This is a genomic window from Pseudomonas protegens (assembly GCF_003732485.1).
GTDB classification, from domain to species: Bacteria; Pseudomonadota; Gammaproteobacteria; order Pseudomonadales; family Pseudomonadaceae; genus Aquipseudomonas; species Aquipseudomonas protegens_B.
Genome location: NZ_MOAK01000087.1, coordinates 212,211 through 231,096, shown reverse-complemented (window position 1 = coordinate 231,096; position 18,886 = coordinate 212,211). Strand labels below are relative to the sequence as shown.

The following is an 18,886-nucleotide window of genomic DNA, read 5'->3' as shown; positions in this document are numbered from 1 at the left end:
CAGCTATCAGTGGACTGGCTCATGTCGGATCCTCCTAGTTGTAGGGAAAAGGGGCGCTAGATAGCAAAGTCCCCTCTCCCTGAAGATCGTTAGATAACAACTAACTCCAAAAACCCTAGAACCACCCCTCACAAAGTTTTTCCGTTTGGTCGAGAATCATCTGCGCGGCATCCTCGGCCTTGTCGGGCGGGTACTTGTAATGACGTAAAATCCGCCGCACCAAAATCCGCAACTTAGCCCGCACACTCTCGCGCCGGCTCCAATCGACACTGACATTGGCGCGCAAGCTCGCCGTCAGCTCATGAGCAATTTTCGCCAAAATCTCATCGCCCAGTTCACGCACCGAGGCTTCATTGGTAGCCAGGGCATCGTAAAACGCTAACTCATCCTCATTGAGCCCAAGCTTCTCGCCACGCTTGCTGGCAGCGGCAAATTTCTTGGCCATCTCGATCAACTCTTCGATCACCTGAGCCGTTTCGATCGAGCGGTTTTGGTAGCGCTTGATGACATTGGCGAGCAGCTCGGAGAACTTCTTTTCTTGGACCAAGTTGGAGCTGTAGCGGCTCTTAATTTCACCTTCGAGCAAGCGTTCCAGCAGCTCTACCGCAAGGTTCTTCTCCGGCAGGTTGCGTACATCGGCAAGAAAAGCCTCATCGAGCAGGCCGATATTAGGCTTGTCCAGCCCCACTGCTTCGAAGATGTCCACCACATCCCCAGAGACCACGGCATTACCGATGATCTGGCGAATCGCCAACTCACGCTCTTCATCGGTTTTCTTCTGCTGACTGACATCGCGCTTGATCAAAATCACCTTGATCGCTTGGAAAAAAGCCACCTCCTCGCGCACTGCCTTGGCTTCATCCAAGGTGCAGCACAAGGTGAACGCCTTACTCATGGCCAACGCGTTGTCAGCAAAACGCTTCTTACCGTCCTCCAAACCCAACACATGGTTGGCGGCTCCAGCCAGCAACTTGTGGCCTCCGGTTAGAAAATCGCTGTAATCAAAACCGTGCAACAGGCTGCGCAGGACATCGAGCCGCTCCTCCAACACCGAGTAGGCTTCATGAGCATCCACCGTTGGGCGCCCTTTGCCCTTGCTGCCGGTGTATTCCTTGAGCGCCGCTTTCAACTCGTTGGCGATACCGATGTAGTCCACCACCAGGCCGCCCTGCTTGTCCTTGAATACTCGGTTAACCCGGGCGATGGCCTGCATCAGGTTGTGGCCCTTCATCGGCTTGTCGACATACAGCGTATGAACACAAGGCGCATCGAATCCGGTCAGCCACATATCCCGGACGATCACCAACTTGAGCGGATCGAGGGGATCTTTGAAGCGTTTTTCCAGGCGCTTTTTGACCTGGCCAGAGTAGATATGCGGCTGCAACAAGGCCTTGTCCGAAGCGCTGCCGGTCATCACGATCTTGATCGCGCCTTTCTCCGGGTCTTCGTGGTGCCAGTCAGGGCGCAGGGCAACGATTTCGTTGTACAGATGCACACAGATTTCGCGGCTCATGGCGACCACCATGGCTTTGCCGGGCATCTGCCCCATGCCGACCAGCCCCAGATTGCGCTCCTCAAAGTGCGTGACCATATCCGCCGCCACGCTGTGAATACGCGGCGAGGCGCCCACTACCTTTTCCAACGCAGCCCAGCGGCTTTTCAAGCGTGACTGTTGCTCGTCTTCTTCATCTTCGGCCAGCTCATCTACCTGATCGTCGATGTGCGGCAGTTCGCTTTCTTTCAAGGACAGCTTGGCCAGGCGTGATTCGTAGTAGATGGCGACGGTGGCGCCGTCTTCTGTGGCCTGCTGCATGTCGTAAACATGGATGTACTCACCGAACACCGAACGGGTATCGCGGTCTTCGCTGGACACCGGAGTGCCGGTAAAGGCCACGAATGTAGCGTTCGGCAGTGCATCGCGCAGGTGCTGGGCATAGCCCACTTCATAGCGCGCCCGGCTGTCTGCTGCCTGCAGGCCAGCGGGGGCTTTGAGCTCGGCATTAAAGCCGTATTGAGTGCGATGAGCCTCGTCGGCGATAACCACGATATTGGAGCGCAGGGACAGCACCGGAAAGCTGTCTTCATCCACGCCTGGCATAAACTTTTGAATGGTGGCGAACACAATGCCGCCACTGGGCCGGTTGGCCAGCTTGGTCCGCAGATCACCACGGGACTCCACCTGAACCGGCTGTTCCCGAAGCAAATCCTGGGACAGGGAGAACACTCCAAACAGCTGGCCGTCCAGATCGTTGCGGTCGGTGATGACCACAATGGTGGGGTTCTCCATCGCCGTTTCCTGCATCACCCGAGCGGCGAAGCAGGTCATGGTGATGCTCTTGCCCGAGCCCTGGGTGTGCCAAACCACACCGCCCTTATGGCTACCGCCAGGACGCGAAGCCACGACCACCTGCTGGATGGCGGCGCGCACGGCATGGAACTGGTGATAACCAGCAATCTTCTTCACCAAACGGCCGTCATCTTCGAACAACACAAAATAGCGCAGGTAATCGAGCAACATCTCCGGCGCCAGCGCACCACGGACTAATGTTTCAAGCTCACTGAATTGCCCCAGCGGATCGAGGGTTTCACCGTCGATGGTGCGCCAGTTCATAAAGCGCTCGATATCCGCCGACAGCGACCCCATTCGAGCTTCAGTACCATCGGAAATCACCAGGATTTCGTTGTACTGGAACACGTCCGGAATCTGCTCCTTGTAGGTCTGAAGCTGCTCAAAGGCTTTACCGAGATCTGCGTTTACGTCAGCCGGGTTTTTCAACTCCAACAAGACCAGCGGCAACCCGTTAATGAACAAGATGATGTCCGGCCGACGAAGCTTTTTCCGCCCTTGGATACGGAACTGACTGATGGCCAGCCAATCATTGGCTTTGACTTCGGCCCAATCGATCAAGCGCACGAAATCGCCGCGGGTTTCGCCGTCTTTCTGGTACTGCACCGGCACGCCACTGACCAGTAGGCGATGGAACAAGCGGTTGGCCGAAAGCTGCACCGGCAAACCCAACTCCAGCACCTGCTTAAGGGCATCTTCACGGGCTGCCAATGGCACCTTGGGATTGAGCTTGGCCATCGCACTGCGTAAGCGCTCTACCAACACCACTTGCCGGTAATTATCACGCTCAGGGTGTTCTCCGTCGTGGGCGATATCTGGCCCGTACAAACGGGTGTAACCCACCTCCTCCAGCCAGCCGAGGGTTTCCTGCTCCAGTTGGTCTTCGGTCATTACGGCATTAGTCCCTTATCAATCCTCGACATTGGCCAGCACTAGGCTACCCAATCAAGTCGCTTCCCCAGCCTCACAGACGGGGTCATCTAGTTATTGGCCACCCACGTCGCCCCTTGTGCAGTCAATCGGTACTTCTGTGCCGGGCTGCGTGGCGAATCGGGATGAGTCATTTCGATCAACCCGGCCACTAATGCCGGGTTCAAATAGTTGTTACGGAAACTCGGGCGATGGGCCAATTGCAGCTGCTGCATCAGCTCTCCCGCTTTCAGGGCAACACCGCCACTCAGCACGTGGAGCAGCCGAGCTACTTGGTCGCTTACTTGATCGGTTACTTGGTCGCTTTGGCCGCCATCGAGCAATGCCTGGTGCAAGGCTTGCAACATGAACTCCACGAAAGGCGTGGCCTCGCTGCGTTGATCCGCCGCACTCAGCGCAGCGTAATAAGCCTGTTGCTGCTCGCGAATCACCGTTTCCACCGGCAGCCAGGCCAAAACGGGACGCCATAGACTGAGAATCAGCGTTTGCCACAAGCGTCCCATCCGCCCGTTGCCATCGGCGAACGGGTGGATGAACTCGAATTCGTAGTGAAAGACACAGCTGGCCAGCAGTGGGTGCAGATCCGTGCTGGACAGCCAACCGAGCAGGTCGTCCACCAAGGTGGGTACACGGCTAGCCGGCGGGGCCATATGCACCAGCTTGTGCTCGCGATAGATACCGACCCCAGCACGGCGAAACTGCCCGGCATCGTCGATAAGCCCGTGCATCAACAGGGCATGAGCTTCCAGCAAATGCTCACGCAACGCCGGGCGCCAGCCAGGCATGGCCTCATAAGCGGCAAAAGCATTGCGCACTTCCTGGATCTCACGGGGCAGGCCTAATACCCGCCTACCCTCCAGAACGGCCGTCACCTGCTCCAGGCTCAGCGTGTTGTTCTCGATGGCCAGCGAAGCCTGGATGGTGCGAATGCGATTACCCCGCCGCAACTGCGGCGTCAGGGTCGCCTCATGCCGCGCCGACAACCGCCCCACCTGCTCGCTAATCTGCGCAACCAGCGCGAGCAGGGTTGGGGTCAGGGTCAACGGCGGCTGATAGCGGCTCATGGGCTAGGCCACCGCTCGGTGAGAAGCTGGGGATGGCTCACGCAGAAGCCTCCCATTCCTTGGCAGTTAACTCGCCGGTTTGGTGGAAGCGCCGGACACGTCCGAGGAACTCGGCAAAATCGCTATTTTCTTCGCTGAGGCGGTTGCACATGTCCCAGTCAATATCGCTGCGTTCCCGCGCAGGAATCAGAATCTGGCTTTCCGTGGGGTTCTCCACATCCAATTGAATCACCCCAATGCCATGGGCAGCGGCGAGCATGCGCAACTCTTTGAGCGTGCCATCGCCTTCCACCGTAGCAGCCACCAAGTAGCCAAAATGCGCCCAGGAGGAATTGGACACCGTCTGGAAAAAACACTTGCGGGCATTGGAGCGGTTAAGCAGCAACTTGACCTCGAACGACCACAAGCGAGCGCGTCGCTCACCCAATACACGAACGCACTCACGCACATTCGCCGTCCAGTCAGCGGTCAGGTTTTCCAGACCGACTAGATCCGGGTGCAACCACTCATTGCCACCGCTCCCGGCGCGGTTGGAGGAGCGTTTTTCGTTGATACGCATGGCGTTCACGCACTGTTCTTCCGACAGCAGGTACTGCGCCAGCAAAGGATAGAGCGCGTGCTCACGTAACCGTGAGGACTCAGGCAATTCTGCGACTTCAGGTGACAGGCCTTCCGCAGCTGCGACCTCAGCATTAGCGTCCAACTCCGACCAGTAATAGTGACGTGGCCGGCCTTCAGTGGTTTTCAATTGCGAGTGCTGCTTCTGCCAGCGAGGACGCGAGCCTGCGATTTCGGCCGCCAGTTGCTGCACAAGGTCAGCGTCGGTCTGAATATGGCTGCCGCTGCCAGCTTTTTTGACCGCGCATTCGGCGGGGAACTGCTCGAATACCCATTGCGCCAGTTCGCGAGCGGTGTGTTGGGTGTCGGGCTGGCTTTGCAGGCACTCGATGACACGTTCGCGCAGGTTAAGAGAAGTCATATTTAAATAACCTCCGATAAAAATTTTTCGGTGGCGGCTGTTGCTTCTGGTAGGCGTAGTTGGCCGGAGATTAGGCGGGGTAATAGGGTGTCGCGGAGTTGGGTGAGGGTTTTGGCTTGGCGTTCGTTTTCAATCCAAACATCTAGCAATGCACCTGCCACGCTCTCATAACTTTTCAAAATGCTGTCGGGAGCTAATAAAATTTTGTGGCTTGATACCAATCCTTTATTTAGGTTCTGTTGTGCCGATCCCGAAGATTTTGATGCAAGAACTTCCCGCTCTCGTCGAACACACATAAACAAAAATGCTCTATTGCATATCTTGGGAATCAAACCACAACAGGCTTGGTTGGCGGTTGACGATTCTGCTAACAGACATGCCTCACCGGCAGTCGCTCCATACATTGCGAGTACAGTCGTCCCTTGGGGCCAGAGTTTAGCCGAACTATCTTTAACTCCAAGATCACTAATTTTTTCCTTAGTATCAAAAACAATAGGGCTCCTGACCTCACCAGAGGTTAACCATGGAACTTCTCCAATCCAATATTCAGGAACTGTTCTCTTTGGAGTGCCGCCGCTTTCAATTCGGTCGCAGCACTCTGCTAAATTTCCGACCATCCACCCTTTGGGCGCCAACCCCAGCTCAGTCTCTTCGAAACTGTCAGGAAACAGTGCTGCAGTGGCTGCGTCCATACCTTCAGGCTCAAGCCCCTCAGACTTCGCACGCACAGGGTCGAAATCGACGAACCAGGACTTGAACAACGCCCGAGCAATGACTTCCAGGGTGGTGTTGGTTTCTCGTAGAAGGGTGATGCGGTCGTCGAGGGAACCAAGAACATCAACAATATCGTCCTGAATATGCAACGGTGGGCATTTCAATTCGATTTTGTTCATGTTTCCTTGGGTCAGTTTTGGCATCACGGCGCCTGTGAGATAGCCGCTGATGTCAGTACCCAGTAAGGAATACTGCAAATAACGCGTGTTTGCCCTCTCGTTCCCGGTCACGATATGTGCGTGATTGTTTACCCAAAATTTTCCAGATGCCATGAAAGCAACCGGTGTTTGGCGAGTACGCAAATTCTCACCATCTTCGGCAATCAACAAATAATCACCGTCAAAAATATACCCATCAACGAAATCGACGATACCTGATGCACCATAGTACGGGTATGGGCCAGGCTTGCGATCAGGCCCCCTCACTGGCTTTCGTTTTGTATCGTAGTTAACGGTTAACTGACCTAACGTCAAAATCTCCCACTCAGAACTCATACCCCAGCCCTCCCAGCTTCTGCCGGATCAACTGGTCGAGTTCTGCACCTTTGGCCATCTGTTCACCCAAGAGGGAAGTGAGATTCTGCATCTTGTCGGCAAAGGCTTCGTCGTCGTCTTCCACCGCCTCGGCACCAACATAACGGCCGGGGGTCAACACATAACCGTGCTCAGCGATTTCGGCGAGGGTTACGCTGCGGCAAAAACCTGGAACGTCGATGTACTCCGCGATATCGCCACCTACATCCAACGGCTCACCGCGCCAATTGGCCACGGTCTGCGCAATACGCTCGATATCACTATCGAGCAGTTCGATCTGCACTCGACTGATGTTAGTGCCTAACTTGCGTGCATCGATAAACAATACTTCGCCAGGGCGAGCAGCTTTTTGCTTGGTAAGAAACCACAAACAAGCCGGGATCTGCGTATTGAAGAACAACTGGCCTGGCAGCGCGATCATCACTTCCACCACATCAGCCTCAACCATGGCCTTGCGAATCTCACCTTCACCACTCTGGGTGGAGCTCATCGAGCCATTGGCCAAAACAATACCGGCCCGCCCATTGGACTTGAGGTGAAACAGCATATGTTGCAGCCAGGCATAGTTGGCGTTGCCTTGCGGCGGTGTGCCATATACCCAACGCGGGTCACCTTCCAAACTACCATGCCACCAGTCGCTGATATTGAATGGTGGATTGGCCAGTACAAAGTCTGCGCGCAGATCGCTGTGTTGGTTACGGATAAAGGTGTCAGCCGGTTCTTTACCGAGATTGAAGTCAATGCCGCGAATGGCCAGGTTCATTGCCGCCAAACGCCAGGTGGTTGGATTGGACTCCTGACCATAGATGGAAACATCACCCAGTTTGCCGCCATGAGCTTCGATGAACTTTTCCGACTGCACGAACATGCCGCCCGAGCCGCAGCAAGGGTCGTAAACCTTGCCATGGTGTGGGTTAAGCACCGCTACCAGGGTTTTAACGATACTGGCCGGGGTGTAGAACTGCCCACCCTTCTTGCCTTCGGCGCTGGCGAATTGGCCCAGGAAGTATTCGTATACCTGGCCCAGCAGATCGCGAGCCTGGTTGGCATCACCACCGAAGCCGATGGTCGAGATCAGATCGACCAGCTCACCGAGCTTGCCGTCCGGCAATTGGACGCGGGCATAACGCTTGTCGAGGATGTTTTTCAGGCTGGCGTTTTCCGCCTCGATAGCGACTAGGGCGTCGTCGATGAGTTTGCCAATATTCGCCTGTTTAGCGACGGCGCGCAGTGACTCCCAACGCGCCACTTCCGGCACCCAGAACACGTTGACTTCGGTGTAGTAGTCGCGCTCTTCCAGCTCTTGGGCTAACAGTTCGGCGTCGTCGCTGCCCAGGTAGTAATCATCGCTGGCATCGGTAAAACGACGCTTCAGCTCGGCACTACGGCCGGCGAAGCTGTCGGAGATGTACTTGAGAAAGATCAAACCGAGAACGATGTGCTTGTACTCGGCGGCGTCCATATTGGCGCGCATCTTGTCGGCGGTGGCCCACAGGGTTTTTTGTAGGTCTTGCAGCGTGTTGTTGGTGGTCTTGACCGCTGCCTTGGCTTTACGTCCTGGCTTTTTTTTAGCCGGTTCAGCCTCCAGGCCTTCGGGGGATTCGTTTGGTGTGTAACGCGCTCGGGCTTCGTTCAATGCTTGCTCGGCGAGGCTGATAGCAGCCTGTTTGCCAGTCTTTTGATCCGTCATGGACAAATTCCTACCTTCAACGCAGATGAGTTGCGCAACAAAAATGAAAAACCAACCCCTGAGGCTGGTTAAAGATGGACTGCATGATACCGGGCTGATGGCTTTTCGTCAGAACCCAGGCTTGAGTCGGCGAAAAATCACGAGGCGTCGCAAAAACTTCCCGTCCTTCGATGCCCAATGTAAGGCCAGTCCCTTTCTATTAAGCGACTTTTCCTAGAGAATCCAGACCGCTTGCGCCTGTGAAAGCGGCTGTCTAGGCTCGGTTCATCACTGCATATCAGTGATCGGGTTTAGCAGCTCGAAACATCACATTGGGCGCATCGACGTCACCTATTGGCAGAGTTTTTCTTCTGCTTTTCATGGTGGCTGTGCGCAGGGCACCTTCGGGTGCGCCGGTTTCCAATGTGACCGGTCTGCTAACCTGCGTACAGCTGCCACTCCTTCGTTTAGCAGCGATCGCTGGCAGCTCCATTCACATTGGAGATGCACCATGAAAAAGCTCGTTCCCGATCCGCCCCTGTCCTTGCCTGGACAATTCAGAACCCCCGAACACGATATCGACACCCAGCGCATTCGCTTGGCCTTGGCGGCGCATTGCGCCGAAACCTCGATCCTCAATAACCTGAAAGACACCGTGCCTACGTCAGTAGGTCATCAATCCATGTTCAGTGTCCGCCCCGGTATCAATGCCGAAGAAGCGTTGGTGCATGTGTCGTTGCTGCTGGACTGTGCGGTACAGGTCAGCGATGAAATCACCGAGCGCGCCAGCGGTGTGGAGCGTGGGTTGATTTGGTCGATGATCCATTCGGTGGAAATGGCTAGAGCGGTGGTGGATTCGTTGCTGGATGCCAATAGACCGGCAGAAAACATTCAGCAAATCTGAGGAAGGAGAAAACGGGGTAAGCCGTGACTTACCCCGTTGCCATCTGACTGAAGCGCTAAACAGCTTGCGACTAAAACTCAGTAACCGGCTTCTTTCTGGTGCCGAAAGGCAAGTAGGTAAACAGCATCATCCGCACGCTCATGCCGATAAAGTGCGACATAACCCGAATCATCGAACTCGATGATCAGCTCGCGTAGCTCCGGCAGCTCTGGAAAGGGATGATCGATTTCTGGGTCTTCCTCCAGTCGAGCGATTTGACGCTCAATCACTTGGGCAGCTCGTTGAGCGATCAGCGGGCCTTTCTCGACTAGAAACTGGCGACAACGCTCCAACCCTTGCGCAGCACCTTCGGTGAGAATCAATCGTGGCACTTAGGCAGCCCCGCCTCAGTCTCGGTACCCCAGGTATTGAGCCAGGCCCGAGTTTCTTCGCCGGTCAGATGCCGACCCGTTTCCTGATACGCCGCCCAAGACGCCAAGGCTTCTTGTTTGAAGCCCTCACGGGCTTCCTCGCGCTCGACGTACTGCGCTATTGCTTCGCGCATAATCCAGTGGGATGAATGTTGACGCAGTCCCGCCAGATGCTGAATGCGCTTTTTCAGCTCGTCATCAATCTTGATAGAAGTGGCCATTGCCGAACCCTTGTTATCTAAAGGTATTACCTTTCGATAAGGTATCAGGCACCCAACGCAGCTGTCCCGCACCGAAGGCGCGGATAATGTCACGCAGCACTGGCCTGGGAGGACACGAGGGGAGACAGATATGTACTTTAAAATAAACCTGATTTACCCCGTCTCCCTCTAACTTCTGCTGCTCGCAAGAACAGGCTGTTCGATGATCAGGCGCTTGATAAAGCGCTCAATCGCCTAACCACCAGCAGCTTCAGTTAAATAGAGCTCAGGCGGTATTTCGGCCGCCTTCGCTGGCAAGCCAGCTCCTACACGAGCCGGCGTCAGCCGATGGCTGTGCGGGGTCACCTAACATTGCGATACAACATCAACCGCGCCCCCTCATGCATCCCCCGCGTCAACTCCAGCAACCGTTCAAACTCCTGCGGATGCTCCTGCGCCACGTCGTCGCGTGGGGTGGGTGAGGCCAAATCATGCAAGGTCGCGCCACTGCCGTCGTGCTGCATCTGCAACAGAAAATCCTTGGTCACGCCGCCAATCACCGGGAAGGTCCCTTCCCTCAATACCAGCGGCACCACCCGCTCCCCCTCCGGTGCAGGCTGTTGAATGTCCCGCCCCATGGCGCCATTGGTGAAGGGCATCCCGGCCATGCCGGCTACGGTGGGCAGCAGGTCGGCGAGGCCGACGGCTTCTTCGATCACTCTGGGCTGCAACATCCCCGGTGCATGGATCAGCAGCGGTACGTTGTTGCTTTCCAGCCCTAGCTGTTCAAAGGCGGGGGCCATGTGGGGGATCTGGCTGATGCGGGTGTTGTGGTCGCCGAAGAACACGAAAATCGTGTTGTCGTAGTAGCCCCCCGCTTTGGCGATCTCCATCAGGCGGCCGATGTTGAAGTCCAGGAGGCGCACGGCGTTGTATTGCTCCAGGCTGCGGGAACCGGCGGCCTGGACTTGTTCTAGGGGCAGGTCCTGAGTTTGGAAGCCGTCGTTGTCCTCGGGGATGGTGAACGGGCGGTGGTTGCCGGAGGTTTGCAGGTAGGCGAAGAACGGTTGGTCCTGGGGGATGGCGCGCAGCAGGCGGTCGCTTTCCTTGAACAGGTCGAGGTCGGAGATGCCCCAGACGTCCACCTGGGGCGATTGCCAGTGGCTTTCGTCGTACAGGCGCACGTTGTCGATGCTCTGGCGGATCAGGCCGTTGATGTTGGCCCAGCCGGCGTTGCCGCCGATCAGGTAGAGCTTGTGGTAGTCGCTGAAGGCGTTGATCAGGCTGTGTTGGCGGGTGATCAGCGGCTGGCGGGTGGCGGTCTCTTGGCGGGTGACGTCGGGCACGCCGGTGATGCTGGCCCACACGGTCTTGGCGGTGCCGGTGACCGGGACGTAGAAGTGTTTGAAGAACCAGCTCTGGCTGGCCAGGCGGTCGAGGTTGGGGGTGGGGTTGAGCGGGTTGCCGTAGGCGCCCACGGCGCTGGTGCCGAGGGATTCGAGCATGACGAAGATGACGTTGGGCGGCCGGGGGCGGTCGATGCGGTACGGCTGTACGCCTTGCTGGCGGATGAAGTTCAGGCGCTGCGGGTCCGGGTGGTCGACGCCGAGGTAGCGGGCCAGGGCCGGGTAGTGTTGGCGCACTTGGGCTTCGTCGTACTGGGCTTGGCCGGCTTTGAGGGTGTCGTAGAAGAACAGCACGGGGTTCAGGCCCAAGGCGGCGATCTGGCTGTTGCCGGAGAAGTAGGCATCGCTCCAGCGCAGGGGCACGGGGTTTTCCAGGTTGAGGTTTTCGACCCGGCCCAGCAGGGCGAGGAACACGGCGGCGATGCCCAGGGCGCTGACGCTGGTCAGGGACCAGCGGCCCAGGGTTTGCGCCGGGCGGTCGAGGGTCAGGCGCTCCAGGCGCAGCAAGGCGTAGCACCACAGGCTCAGGGCGCTGCCCCAGGCGAGGACGATCCACAGCACCGGGTAGCTTTCCCAGAGCATTTGCCGGGAGATCTGTGCGTCGTCCAGGTAGCGCAGCACGGTGGCGTTGATGCGTACGCCGAGGTAGGCGTAGTGGCCGAAGTCGATGATGTACAGCAGCCCTACCCCGCCCAGCACCAGCAGCAAGTAGACCCGGGCCAGCCAGCGCAAAGTTGGCAGGCGCAGCAGGTTCCAGCGCGGCAGCCAGGCCAGCAGGGCCAGGGGCAGCAGTAGCAGCAGGGTCAGGCGCAGGTCGAAGCGCAGACCGATGCCGAGGGTCTGCAGAATGGCCTCGCGCTGGTCGGCGGCGCTCAGGTCCACTCCGGAAAACCCCACGGCGAACAGCAGCCGCAGCAGTGCCAGCAAGCCGAATACCAGCCCAATTGCGCCCACGCCGTAGCGCAGGCGGCGTGATTGCAACCCGCCCATCATTGACCTCTGTGTGGTGTTGTCGAAGGCCGCGGCGCGGCCTGTTGGTTTACCCGGCAAGGGGCTGCCCGCGGCTGCGCTGGGTGACGCGGCGCCACAGCCACAGCAGCAGCGCGCCGCTGCCGGCGATCAGGCAGTAGCCCGCCAGCAGCGGGTCCAGCAGGTAGTCCCAGTAGTTTTCCGAAGGCTTCAGACGCAGGGCAAAGGCCAGGGTCCCGGCCGCCAGCATCAGTACCCCCAGCAGGTTGCGCTGCCACAGCAGCACCAGCGCCGCCAGGCCCATCAGCACGATCATCGGCCGTGGGTTGTAGCCCCAGCGGTAGGGGTCGAGGTAGGTCAGGCCCAGGGTCGCGGGGTACAGGCTCAGGGTCAGGCCGATAAACAGCAGCAAAACCTGCACTCGGTGTTTGGCTGGCAAGGGCGCAATCACCCCCAAGTGCCGCAGGCTGACCCAGCCCAGCAGCACCAGGGTGCTGATGGCCAGGTCATCGGTGAAGCTGCGCACATAGGCCGCCAGCGGCAGCTGGTTCAGTGGAATAAAGCTGACCTGGGCCAGCACGGGCAGCAGCCAGGGCCGCCAGGGCGCGGTCAGGCGCAGGCTGCCGAGCAGCACGAAGCCCAGGAGGATAAAACTCAGGTGTGCTTGCCATAGCGACAGCATCACAAGCGCTCCGCCAGCCACGCCGCGTTGAAGCTGACGTGCTTGATAAAGGTGTTGTTCCAGGAATAGACCAGGTGGTACAGGCCGTCCGCCCCGCGGCTGAAGTAGGGGTATTCGTACTCGAAGTCGCAGCCCTGGGGCTTGCACACCCGGTAGTCGAGGTTGCTCAGGAAGCGCTGTTCCAGGGGCAGACGCCGGGCGCCGCTGGAGGCACGAAAGCCTTCGCCGATGATGTCCTTGTAGGCCTCGTGGGAAAACGGCTGGCCCAGGGGATCGGGGGACTGGTCCAGTTCCACCAGGGGCCGCCATTGGCTGAGGCCGGCATCGGTGCCGTACAGACTGAGTTTGAAGCGTCCGTCCTGCAGGTCGTTGAGGGCCACCAGCAGGCCCTGGTCGTCGGTGCCCACCGCCGCCAGCGATGAGTTGGGGTTGGACGGTTGCAGCGGATAGGGCTCGCTCCAGGTCTGCCCGGCGTCTTCGGTGCGGCTGGCCAGGACCTTGTGGTGGGTGTCGCCGGCGTAGCGCAGCATGGCCACGGCGCGGCGTTCGTCCAGGGGCACGATGGTCGGTTGCAGGGAGTGCTTGCCACGGCTGATGCGGAATTTGTCGATCACCGCGCCGTCGGCGCTCAGGTACAGGTACTCGGCGAACTTGCCCATGAACTCGTGGTACACCGGCAGGCCGATCGCGCCGTCGGCATGGAACACCGGCGCGGCGCGCACCAGGGTGCTGATGTTGAAGAACGGCGAGGTAATCAGTTGCCGCGGCGCCGACCAACTGCGCCCCAGGTCATCGGAAACCATCAGGTTGATGGCGCTGGTGGCCCAGCCGCCCACCGACACCGAGACGTAGAACATCCACAGGCGCTGGTCCGGGCCCAGGGCGATCACCGGGTTGCCGAGCTTGCGGATGTAGCGCCCGGTGCCGTCACGGGTCGATTCGCGGGTGGCCAGTACTTGCTCGGCGCCCCACTCGCCGCTCTGGGCGTCAAAGCGTGCGCTGCGCACCTGGACGTCGGCGGCGCCTTCCCGGGAGCCGGCGAACCACACGGCCATCAGGTCGCCGCCGGGCAAGGCGGTCACCGGGGAGGAATGCACGAAGTCATCCAGGTCCGAGGAGACGAAGCGGCTGTTGTATTGCGGCGTGCTGTTGGCTTTAGCCACATCGCTGCCGACGGCGGCCTGGGCAAACGGCGCCAGTTGGTGAGGCGGATGGCTGCGCCAGGCGGCAATAAAGACGGCGGCCAACAGCAGGCTGCCGCAGAGGAAGATCAGGCGAAAGGACAGCGCACGCATACAGGAGCCCGTGGCAAATACAGGGTGGGAACAAGGGAAAAACCATTAGCGCTTATCACTGTCCGGCAAGGGCCGACGGCGGCCGGTGAGCATCGACAACGGCAGGTTGTCGCGCACCTGCAGGCTTTCAAAAATCGCCGCGCACAGGTGCAGCAGCACCAGCCCCAGCAGCACATCGGCGCTGGTCTCATGCACTTGCAGCGGCCAGTCGGCGCCCCACAGGGCATCGATCTCTTCCATCAGGAAACCGCTGATGCCGATCAGCAACAGGGCCAGCAGCATCAGCAGCATCACCAAAGCCCCGAGGGGCGAATGCCCCAGGCGATGCTCGGGACGCCCGGCCAGCAGCGAGCGCAGGTGCCGCGCCAGCCGGGCCCGGGTCGGCCAGAAGTCGGACCAGCGCGCACTGCGCGGCCCGACAAATCCCCAGGCTGTGCGCAACAGCAGCCAGGCCATGGCGTAGTAGCCGAGCCAGACGTGCCAGTCGTCACCGGCTTCATTGAAGAAGTAGTTGCCGATAAAGACCCCGGCGATGGACAGGTGAAACAGTCGCACCAGCGGGTCCCACAGCCGCAGGGAAGCCTCTGGCATCAGCCTTTGATCTCGGTCTTCACCGCCTTGCCGGTGACCGGGTCGTGGTAGATCTCGACCTTGCGCTTGTCCTTGTCGAAGCCGTAGATCTCGTAGCAGTTGCCGTCGGTGACCTTGAACTTGCTGATCTGGTAGCCCTGGGCCTTGAGCTGTTCCTGAAAGGCCTTCTGATCCTGCCATTGCGAGCGTTCGGCGGTGGTGCATTGCGGGCCGGCGAGGGCCAGGGGGCTGGCGAGAACCAGGGACAGCAGGAGGATCTTGCGCATGGAAAACGCTCCGGTGATGGGGGAGATTCCACTGTGCAAAACCAAGCTTAGTGAAAGCTTAGTTGGCAACGCGCGGTAACATTTTCCCCGCTAAAAACCCCTGCCGACGGACCCTGGCCGGCGTCATCATGCGCCCCTTCCCTGCCCCCTCGCCCTACCGAGAACCGCCCATGCGCCTGCTGCTTGTCGAAGATGATCGTGCCCTCGGCCAGGGCATCCGCGTGGCCCTGAGCGCCGAAGGCTACACCCTGGACTGGCTGCAGGACGGTGCCAGCGCCCTGCACGCCCTGCGCACCGAAAGCTTCGACCTGTTGCTGCTGGACCTGGGCCTGCCGCGGCTCGACGGCCTCGAACTGCTGCAGCAATTGCGTGCCGCCCAGCAGGACCTGCCGGTGCTGATCCTCACCGCCCGCGACGGCACCGCCGAACGCATCGCCGGGCTGGATGCCGGGGCCGACGACTACCTGGTCAAGCCCTTCGATGTCGAGGAATTCAAGGCCCGGGTCCGCGCCCTGCTGCGCCGCAGCCAGGGTCGTGCCCAGCCGCTGCTGGAACACGCCGGCATCCGCCTCGACCCGGCCAACCAGCAGGTGCAGTACCAAGACAACGAAGTGGTGCTCACGCCCATGGAATACCAGCTGCTGCACCAGCTGATGGTGCGCCCGGGCAAGGTGGTGACCCGCGAGCGCCTGTCCCGGGCGCTGTACGGCTGGCAGGACCGGGTCGAGAGCAACACCCTGGAAGTGCTGATCCATAACCTGCGCAAGAAGCTCTGCAGCGAGCTGATCCGCACCGTGCGCGGCGTCGGTTACGTGCTGGCGCTCAAGCCATGAACTCGGTGCGCACGCGGATTCTGCTGCCGGTCCTGGTGCTGGTGCTGCTGGGGGACCTGCTGATCAGCTGGCTGGTGCTGCGCGACAGCCACCACGAAATCGAAGAGGTCTACGACGCCCAGCTGGCCCAGAGCGCGCGCCTGCTGCAAGGGGTGCTGCGCCAGCGCGACCCGGCTCAAAAGCCGGACGCGGCGGACTGGGAGCGCCTGCACCAGGCCTTCGACCAGGCCATGAGCCGGGTCGGCGTGGCAGGCGCGGCCCACCCTTATGAAACCCGCCTGACCTTCCAGGTCTGGCGCGACGATGGCCAGTTGCTGATGCGCTCCGCCGAGGCCCCGCTGCTGGAGGCGCCGCCCACCACCCTGGGGGCCCACGACATCCTGGAAAACGGCAAGGACTGGTGCGCCTTCCTGCTGGCCGACCCACAGCAGGGCTTGCTGATCTGGGTTGGCGAGCGCGATGACATCCGCCAGGACCTGATCCAGCGCATCGTGCGCCATACCCTGTGGCCGACCCTGATCGGCGTGCCGCTGCTGGCGTTGCTGATCTGGCTGACCATCGGCTGGGGCCTGGCGCCGCTGCGGGCCATGGCCCGGGCCATTCGCGGACGCAGCAGCGACACCTTGCAGCCGCTCGGGCTCAAGCCCCTGCCCCAGGACCTGGAGCCAATGCAGACCGCCCTCAACCAGTTGTTGGCCCAGATCGACAGCCTGCTGGAGCGCGAGCGGCGCTTTATCGCCGACGCCGCCCATGAACTGCGCACGCCCCTGGCGATCCTGCGGATTCATGCGCAGAACGCCCAGAGTGCCAGCAGCCCGGAGCAGCGCCGGGAGGCCCTGGATTTTCTAGTAAGCGGCGTCGACCGGGCCACCCGCATCGGCAGCCAGTTGCTGACCATGGCCCGCATCGAACCGCAGCTGAACAGCCCGCGCCTGAGCCGCATCGACCTCAGCGCCCTGGTGCGCGAAGAGCTGGCGGAACTGACGCCCCTGGCCCTGGAGAAAGACGTCGAACTGGTGCTGGAAGGCGACGAAGGCTGCCTGATCGCTACCGACCCGGTGGCCCTGGCCATCGCCCTGCAGAACCTGGTGACCAATGCCCTGAACTTTGCCCCAGCGGGCAGCGAGGTACGGGTCGGCCTGCGGCCCCAGGCGGACGGCGCGATGCACCTGTGTGTGGAAGATGCGGGGCCGGGTATCGACGAGCAGCAGCGCGAGCGTTTGCTGGAGCGCTTCTACAGCCAGGGCAACGCCAATGGCGCCGGGCTGGGGCTGGCAATCGTGCAGATGATCGTCAGCAAGATCGGCGGTCGCCTGGAGTTGCGCAATCGGCCTGAGGGCGGGCTGTGTGCATTGTTGTTGCTGAGGCCGGCGCTTTAGTCGGCGGCGCGAAGGGCCTATCCTGTGCGCCGCTCGGGAATGGGGGCGGCCTTGCGGGCGTATTCGCTGGCAAGCCAGCTTCTACACAAGCACGCCCCCGTAGGAGCCGGCTTGCCGGTGAAAGCGTCCGTAAGATCGCCTTCGTCGGCAGCCGACTCCTACAAACGAAATGACAATCAGGGAGACACCCATGGCCATGCCGGAACGGCTGAAACCAACACCCGCCACGCCGAAAATACGTGCGCTGATGAAGGGCTTGCTGAAGCAGATCCTCGACCGGATCTGGGACAACCAGGAACGGGAAAGCCCCGAGATCAATGCACTGATCCAGCAGTGGAACAGCCACGCCGGCCGGCCTTTCGAGTTCCACGAATTTCGCGATATGCACAGCCATACCAGCGCGGCGAACTTTCTGCGCACGGCCTTTCATCAGGAGCGCTACGTTGACGACCTGAGCTTCGCCGAGGCCTGCGCCGTGGCGGATTTCATCTGCCAGTGCGAGGGCACGGAATCTGATACGGACTACGCCCTGAACCTGCTGGAAACCAACTTCCCCGAGGTCAATGCCTCGGACCTGATCTTCTGGCCCAACGAGTGGTTTGGCGATCAAGATATGTTGCATATCGAGCTGAGCTCGGCGCAGATCATCGGTTATCTGATGGCGCAGTCTTCGCGGCAACTGCAGGATGCACCGCCGATCAACTTGCCCTACCCCATTCCACCGCAGCCATAGAGGCCCTCGGGCTGGCCAGTTGCATAAGCACCGCCGTGGCCAGCCACAGGTAAGGGCGTCCAGTTCGCCCCTCGTTCAGCCCTGATCGCCGCCGCCCACCGGCAGCACCGTGCCGGTGATATAGGAGGCTTCGTCGGAGGCCAGGAACAGGATCGCCGCCGCCTGCTCGTCAACGCTGCCGTAGCGGTGCATCAGGCTGCTATCCAGGGTCTGGTCGACGATCTGCTGGTACCAGGCCTGCTCTTCGGTACTGGGCTCGGCGCTGTTGCGCGGAATGCGCCGCGGCGGTGCCTCGGTGCCGCCGGGAGCGGTGGCGTTGACCCGCACGCCGCGGCCGGCGGTTTCGAAGGCCAGGCACGCAGTGAGTGCATTGATGCCGCCCTTGGCCGCGCCGTAGGGCACGCGGTTGAGGCTGCGGGTGGCGATGGACGAGACGTTGACGATGGCGCCGCGGCCCTGCTCCAGCATCTGCGGCAAGGCGGCGTGGCAGCACCACAGGGTGGGGAACAATGAGCGACGGACTTCGGCTTCGATCTGCGCGGGCTCGTAGTGTTCGAAGGGCTTGGCCCAGATGGTGCCGCCGACGTTGTTGATGAGGATGTCGAGGCGGCCGAAGTGGGCGATGGCCGCCGCCATGATCCGGCTGCATTCGCTGTACTGCTCCAGGTCGGCGGTCAGGGCCAGCACCGGGTAGCGGGGGCTGAGTGCAGTGGCCAGTTCGAAGACCAGTTCGGAGCGATCCACCAGCACCACGCGGGCGCCCTCTTCGGCCAGGCGTTCGGCAACGCGACGGCCGATGCCCTGGGCGGCACCGGTGACCAGGGCGACTTGGTTGTGGAAACGGTTCATGGAAACCTCGTGAGTACAAAAAGATGGAGAGCACATCACCCGACGTAGGAGCCGGCTTGCCGGCGAAAGGGCC

At 60.3% G+C, this 18,886-nt stretch carries 17 protein-coding genes; 4 read left to right on the top strand and 13 right to left on the bottom strand.

Features of this window, described 5'->3' with window-relative positions:
- Positions 1-115: 115 nt before the first annotated feature.
- The 5 genes from BLX41_RS31180 to BLX41_RS31160 all read right to left on the bottom strand — a co-directional run bounded on the left by BLX41_RS31180 (position 116) and on the right by BLX41_RS31160 (position 8,317).
- Positions 116-3,238: a type I restriction endonuclease subunit R gene (locus BLX41_RS31180; protein WP_123727967.1), complete on the bottom strand. Its 3,123-nt coding sequence runs from the start codon at positions 3,236-3,238 to the stop codon at positions 116-118.
- Between the two features lie 89 nt (positions 3,239-3,327).
- A complete protein-coding gene (locus BLX41_RS31175; protein ID WP_123727966.1) occupies positions 3,328-4,341 on the bottom strand; it encodes a Fic family protein in 1,014 nt (337 codons plus the stop codon).
- Between the two features lie 37 nt (positions 4,342-4,378).
- Entirely contained in the window at positions 4,379-5,320 is a 942-nt protein-coding gene (locus BLX41_RS31170) for a COG2958 family protein (protein WP_123727965.1), read from the bottom strand.
- A 2-nt stretch (positions 5,321-5,322) separates the two neighbouring features.
- Positions 5,323-6,588, bottom strand: a complete 1,266-nt coding sequence (locus BLX41_RS31165; RefSeq protein WP_123727964.1) for a restriction endonuclease subunit S — start codon at positions 6,586-6,588, stop codon at positions 5,323-5,325.
- The gene (locus BLX41_RS31160) at positions 6,578-8,317 is read right to left on the bottom strand and encodes a class I SAM-dependent DNA methyltransferase (RefSeq protein ID WP_123727963.1); all 1,740 of its coding nucleotides are present in this window, start codon (positions 8,315-8,317) and stop codon (positions 6,578-6,580) included. The genes BLX41_RS31165 and BLX41_RS31160 overlap by 11 nt, the downstream gene beginning before the upstream one ends.
- A gap of 490 nt (positions 8,318-8,807) precedes the next feature.
- Here BLX41_RS31160 and BLX41_RS31155 point away from each other — a divergent pair, with 490 nt between their 5' ends.
- Positions 8,808-9,200, top strand: a complete 393-nt coding sequence (locus BLX41_RS31155) for a DUF6124 family protein (protein ID WP_123727962.1) — start codon at positions 8,808-8,810, stop codon at positions 9,198-9,200.
- A 77-nt stretch (positions 9,201-9,277) separates the two neighbouring features.
- On the opposite strand, the gene BLX41_RS31150 is transcribed toward BLX41_RS31155, so the two are convergent.
- From BLX41_RS31150 to BLX41_RS31120, 7 genes are all read right to left on the bottom strand, one after another.
- Positions 9,278-9,571, bottom strand: coding sequence for a type II toxin-antitoxin system RelE/ParE family toxin (locus BLX41_RS31150; RefSeq protein ID WP_123727961.1), 294 nt, complete (start codon positions 9,569-9,571; stop codon positions 9,278-9,280).
- Complete coding sequence (locus tag BLX41_RS31145) at positions 9,559-9,831, bottom strand: CopG family ribbon-helix-helix protein (RefSeq protein WP_123727960.1); 273 nt, start codon at positions 9,829-9,831, stop codon at positions 9,559-9,561. The genes BLX41_RS31150 and BLX41_RS31145 overlap by 13 nt, the downstream gene beginning before the upstream one ends.
- Before the next feature lie 341 nt (positions 9,832-10,172).
- Positions 10,173-12,206, bottom strand: coding sequence for an LTA synthase family protein (locus tag BLX41_RS31140; protein WP_123727959.1), 2,034 nt, complete (start codon positions 12,204-12,206; stop codon positions 10,173-10,175).
- Positions 12,207-12,255: 49 nt separating this feature from the next.
- Positions 12,256-12,867, bottom strand: a complete 612-nt coding sequence (locus BLX41_RS31135) for a hypothetical protein (RefSeq protein ID WP_123727958.1) — start codon at positions 12,865-12,867, stop codon at positions 12,256-12,258.
- A complete protein-coding gene (locus BLX41_RS31130) occupies positions 12,867-14,162 on the bottom strand; it encodes a sialidase family protein (RefSeq protein WP_123727957.1) in 1,296 nt (431 codons plus the stop codon). The genes BLX41_RS31135 and BLX41_RS31130 overlap by 1 nt, the downstream gene beginning before the upstream one ends.
- Positions 14,163-14,207: 45 nt before the next feature.
- Positions 14,208-14,753, bottom strand: coding sequence for a cytochrome b/b6 domain-containing protein (locus BLX41_RS31125; protein ID WP_123727956.1), 546 nt, complete (start codon positions 14,751-14,753; stop codon positions 14,208-14,210).
- Entirely contained in the window at positions 14,753-15,019 is a 267-nt protein-coding gene (locus BLX41_RS31120) for a PepSY domain-containing protein (protein WP_041752407.1), read from the bottom strand. The genes BLX41_RS31125 and BLX41_RS31120 overlap by 1 nt, the downstream gene beginning before the upstream one ends.
- Positions 15,020-15,189: 170 nt before the next feature.
- On the opposite strand from BLX41_RS31120, the gene BLX41_RS31115 reads away from it, so the two are divergent.
- The 3 genes from BLX41_RS31115 to BLX41_RS31105 all read left to right on the top strand — a co-directional run bounded on the left by BLX41_RS31115 (position 15,190) and on the right by BLX41_RS31105 (position 17,964).
- A complete protein-coding gene (locus tag BLX41_RS31115) occupies positions 15,190-15,852 on the top strand; it encodes a response regulator (protein WP_011062140.1) in 663 nt (220 codons plus the stop codon).
- A complete protein-coding gene (locus BLX41_RS31110; protein ID WP_011062141.1) occupies positions 15,849-17,231 on the top strand; it encodes an ATP-binding protein in 1,383 nt (460 codons plus the stop codon). Before BLX41_RS31115 ends, BLX41_RS31110 begins: the two co-directional genes overlap by 4 nt.
- Positions 17,232-17,421: 190 nt before the next feature.
- Positions 17,422-17,964 (top strand): hypothetical protein, encoded by a 543-nt coding sequence (locus BLX41_RS31105; protein ID WP_123727955.1) that lies wholly within the window; start codon positions 17,422-17,424, stop codon positions 17,962-17,964.
- A 75-nt stretch (positions 17,965-18,039) separates the two neighbouring features.
- Here the strand turns inward: BLX41_RS31105 and BLX41_RS31100 are convergent, their stop codons facing one another.
- Positions 18,040-18,813 (bottom strand): 1,6-dihydroxycyclohexa-2,4-diene-1-carboxylate dehydrogenase, encoded by a 774-nt coding sequence (locus BLX41_RS31100; protein ID WP_123727954.1) that lies wholly within the window; start codon positions 18,811-18,813, stop codon positions 18,040-18,042.
- Positions 18,814-18,886 lie beyond the last annotated feature (73 nt).

Excerpts from the sequence above, each read along its gene's own strand:
- BLX41_RS31180 (WP_123727967.1), bottom strand. The coding sequence starts at position 3,238 with ATGACCGAAGACCAACTGGAGCAGGAAACCCTCGGCTGGCTGGAGGAG.
- BLX41_RS31175 (WP_123727966.1), bottom strand. The coding sequence starts at position 4,341 with ATGAGCCGCTATCAGCCGCCGTTGACCCTGACCCCAACCCTGCTCGCG.
- BLX41_RS31170 (WP_123727965.1), bottom strand. The coding sequence starts at position 5,320 with ATGACTTCTCTTAACCTGCGCGAACGTGTCATCGAGTGCCTGCAAAGC.
- BLX41_RS31165 (WP_123727964.1), bottom strand. The coding sequence starts at position 6,588 with ATGAGTTCTGAGTGGGAGATTTTGACGTTAGGTCAGTTAACCGTTAAC.
- BLX41_RS31160 (WP_123727963.1), bottom strand. The coding sequence starts at position 8,317 with ATGACGGATCAAAAGACTGGCAAACAGGCTGCTATCAGCCTCGCCGAG.
- BLX41_RS31155 (WP_123727962.1), top strand. The coding sequence starts at position 8,808 with ATGAAAAAGCTCGTTCCCGATCCGCCCCTGTCCTTGCCTGGACAATTC.
- BLX41_RS31145 (WP_123727960.1), bottom strand. The coding sequence starts at position 9,831 with ATGGCCACTTCTATCAAGATTGATGACGAGCTGAAAAAGCGCATTCAG.
- BLX41_RS31140 (WP_123727959.1), bottom strand. The coding sequence starts at position 12,206 with ATGGGCGGGTTGCAATCACGCCGCCTGCGCTACGGCGTGGGCGCAATT.
- BLX41_RS31135 (WP_123727958.1), bottom strand. The coding sequence starts at position 12,867 with ATGCTGTCGCTATGGCAAGCACACCTGAGTTTTATCCTCCTGGGCTTC.
- BLX41_RS31130 (WP_123727957.1), bottom strand. The coding sequence starts at position 14,162 with ATGCGTGCGCTGTCCTTTCGCCTGATCTTCCTCTGCGGCAGCCTGCTG.
- BLX41_RS31125 (WP_123727956.1), bottom strand. The coding sequence starts at position 14,753 with ATGCCAGAGGCTTCCCTGCGGCTGTGGGACCCGCTGGTGCGACTGTTT.
- BLX41_RS31120 (WP_041752407.1), bottom strand. The coding sequence starts at position 15,019 with ATGCGCAAGATCCTCCTGCTGTCCCTGGTTCTCGCCAGCCCCCTGGCC.
- BLX41_RS31115 (WP_011062140.1), top strand. The coding sequence starts at position 15,190 with ATGCGCCTGCTGCTTGTCGAAGATGATCGTGCCCTCGGCCAGGGCATC.
- BLX41_RS31110 (WP_011062141.1), top strand. The coding sequence starts at position 15,849 with ATGAACTCGGTGCGCACGCGGATTCTGCTGCCGGTCCTGGTGCTGGTG.
- BLX41_RS31105 (WP_123727955.1), top strand. The coding sequence starts at position 17,422 with ATGGCCATGCCGGAACGGCTGAAACCAACACCCGCCACGCCGAAAATA.
- BLX41_RS31100 (WP_123727954.1), bottom strand. The coding sequence starts at position 18,813 with ATGAACCGTTTCCACAACCAAGTCGCCCTGGTCACCGGTGCCGCCCAG.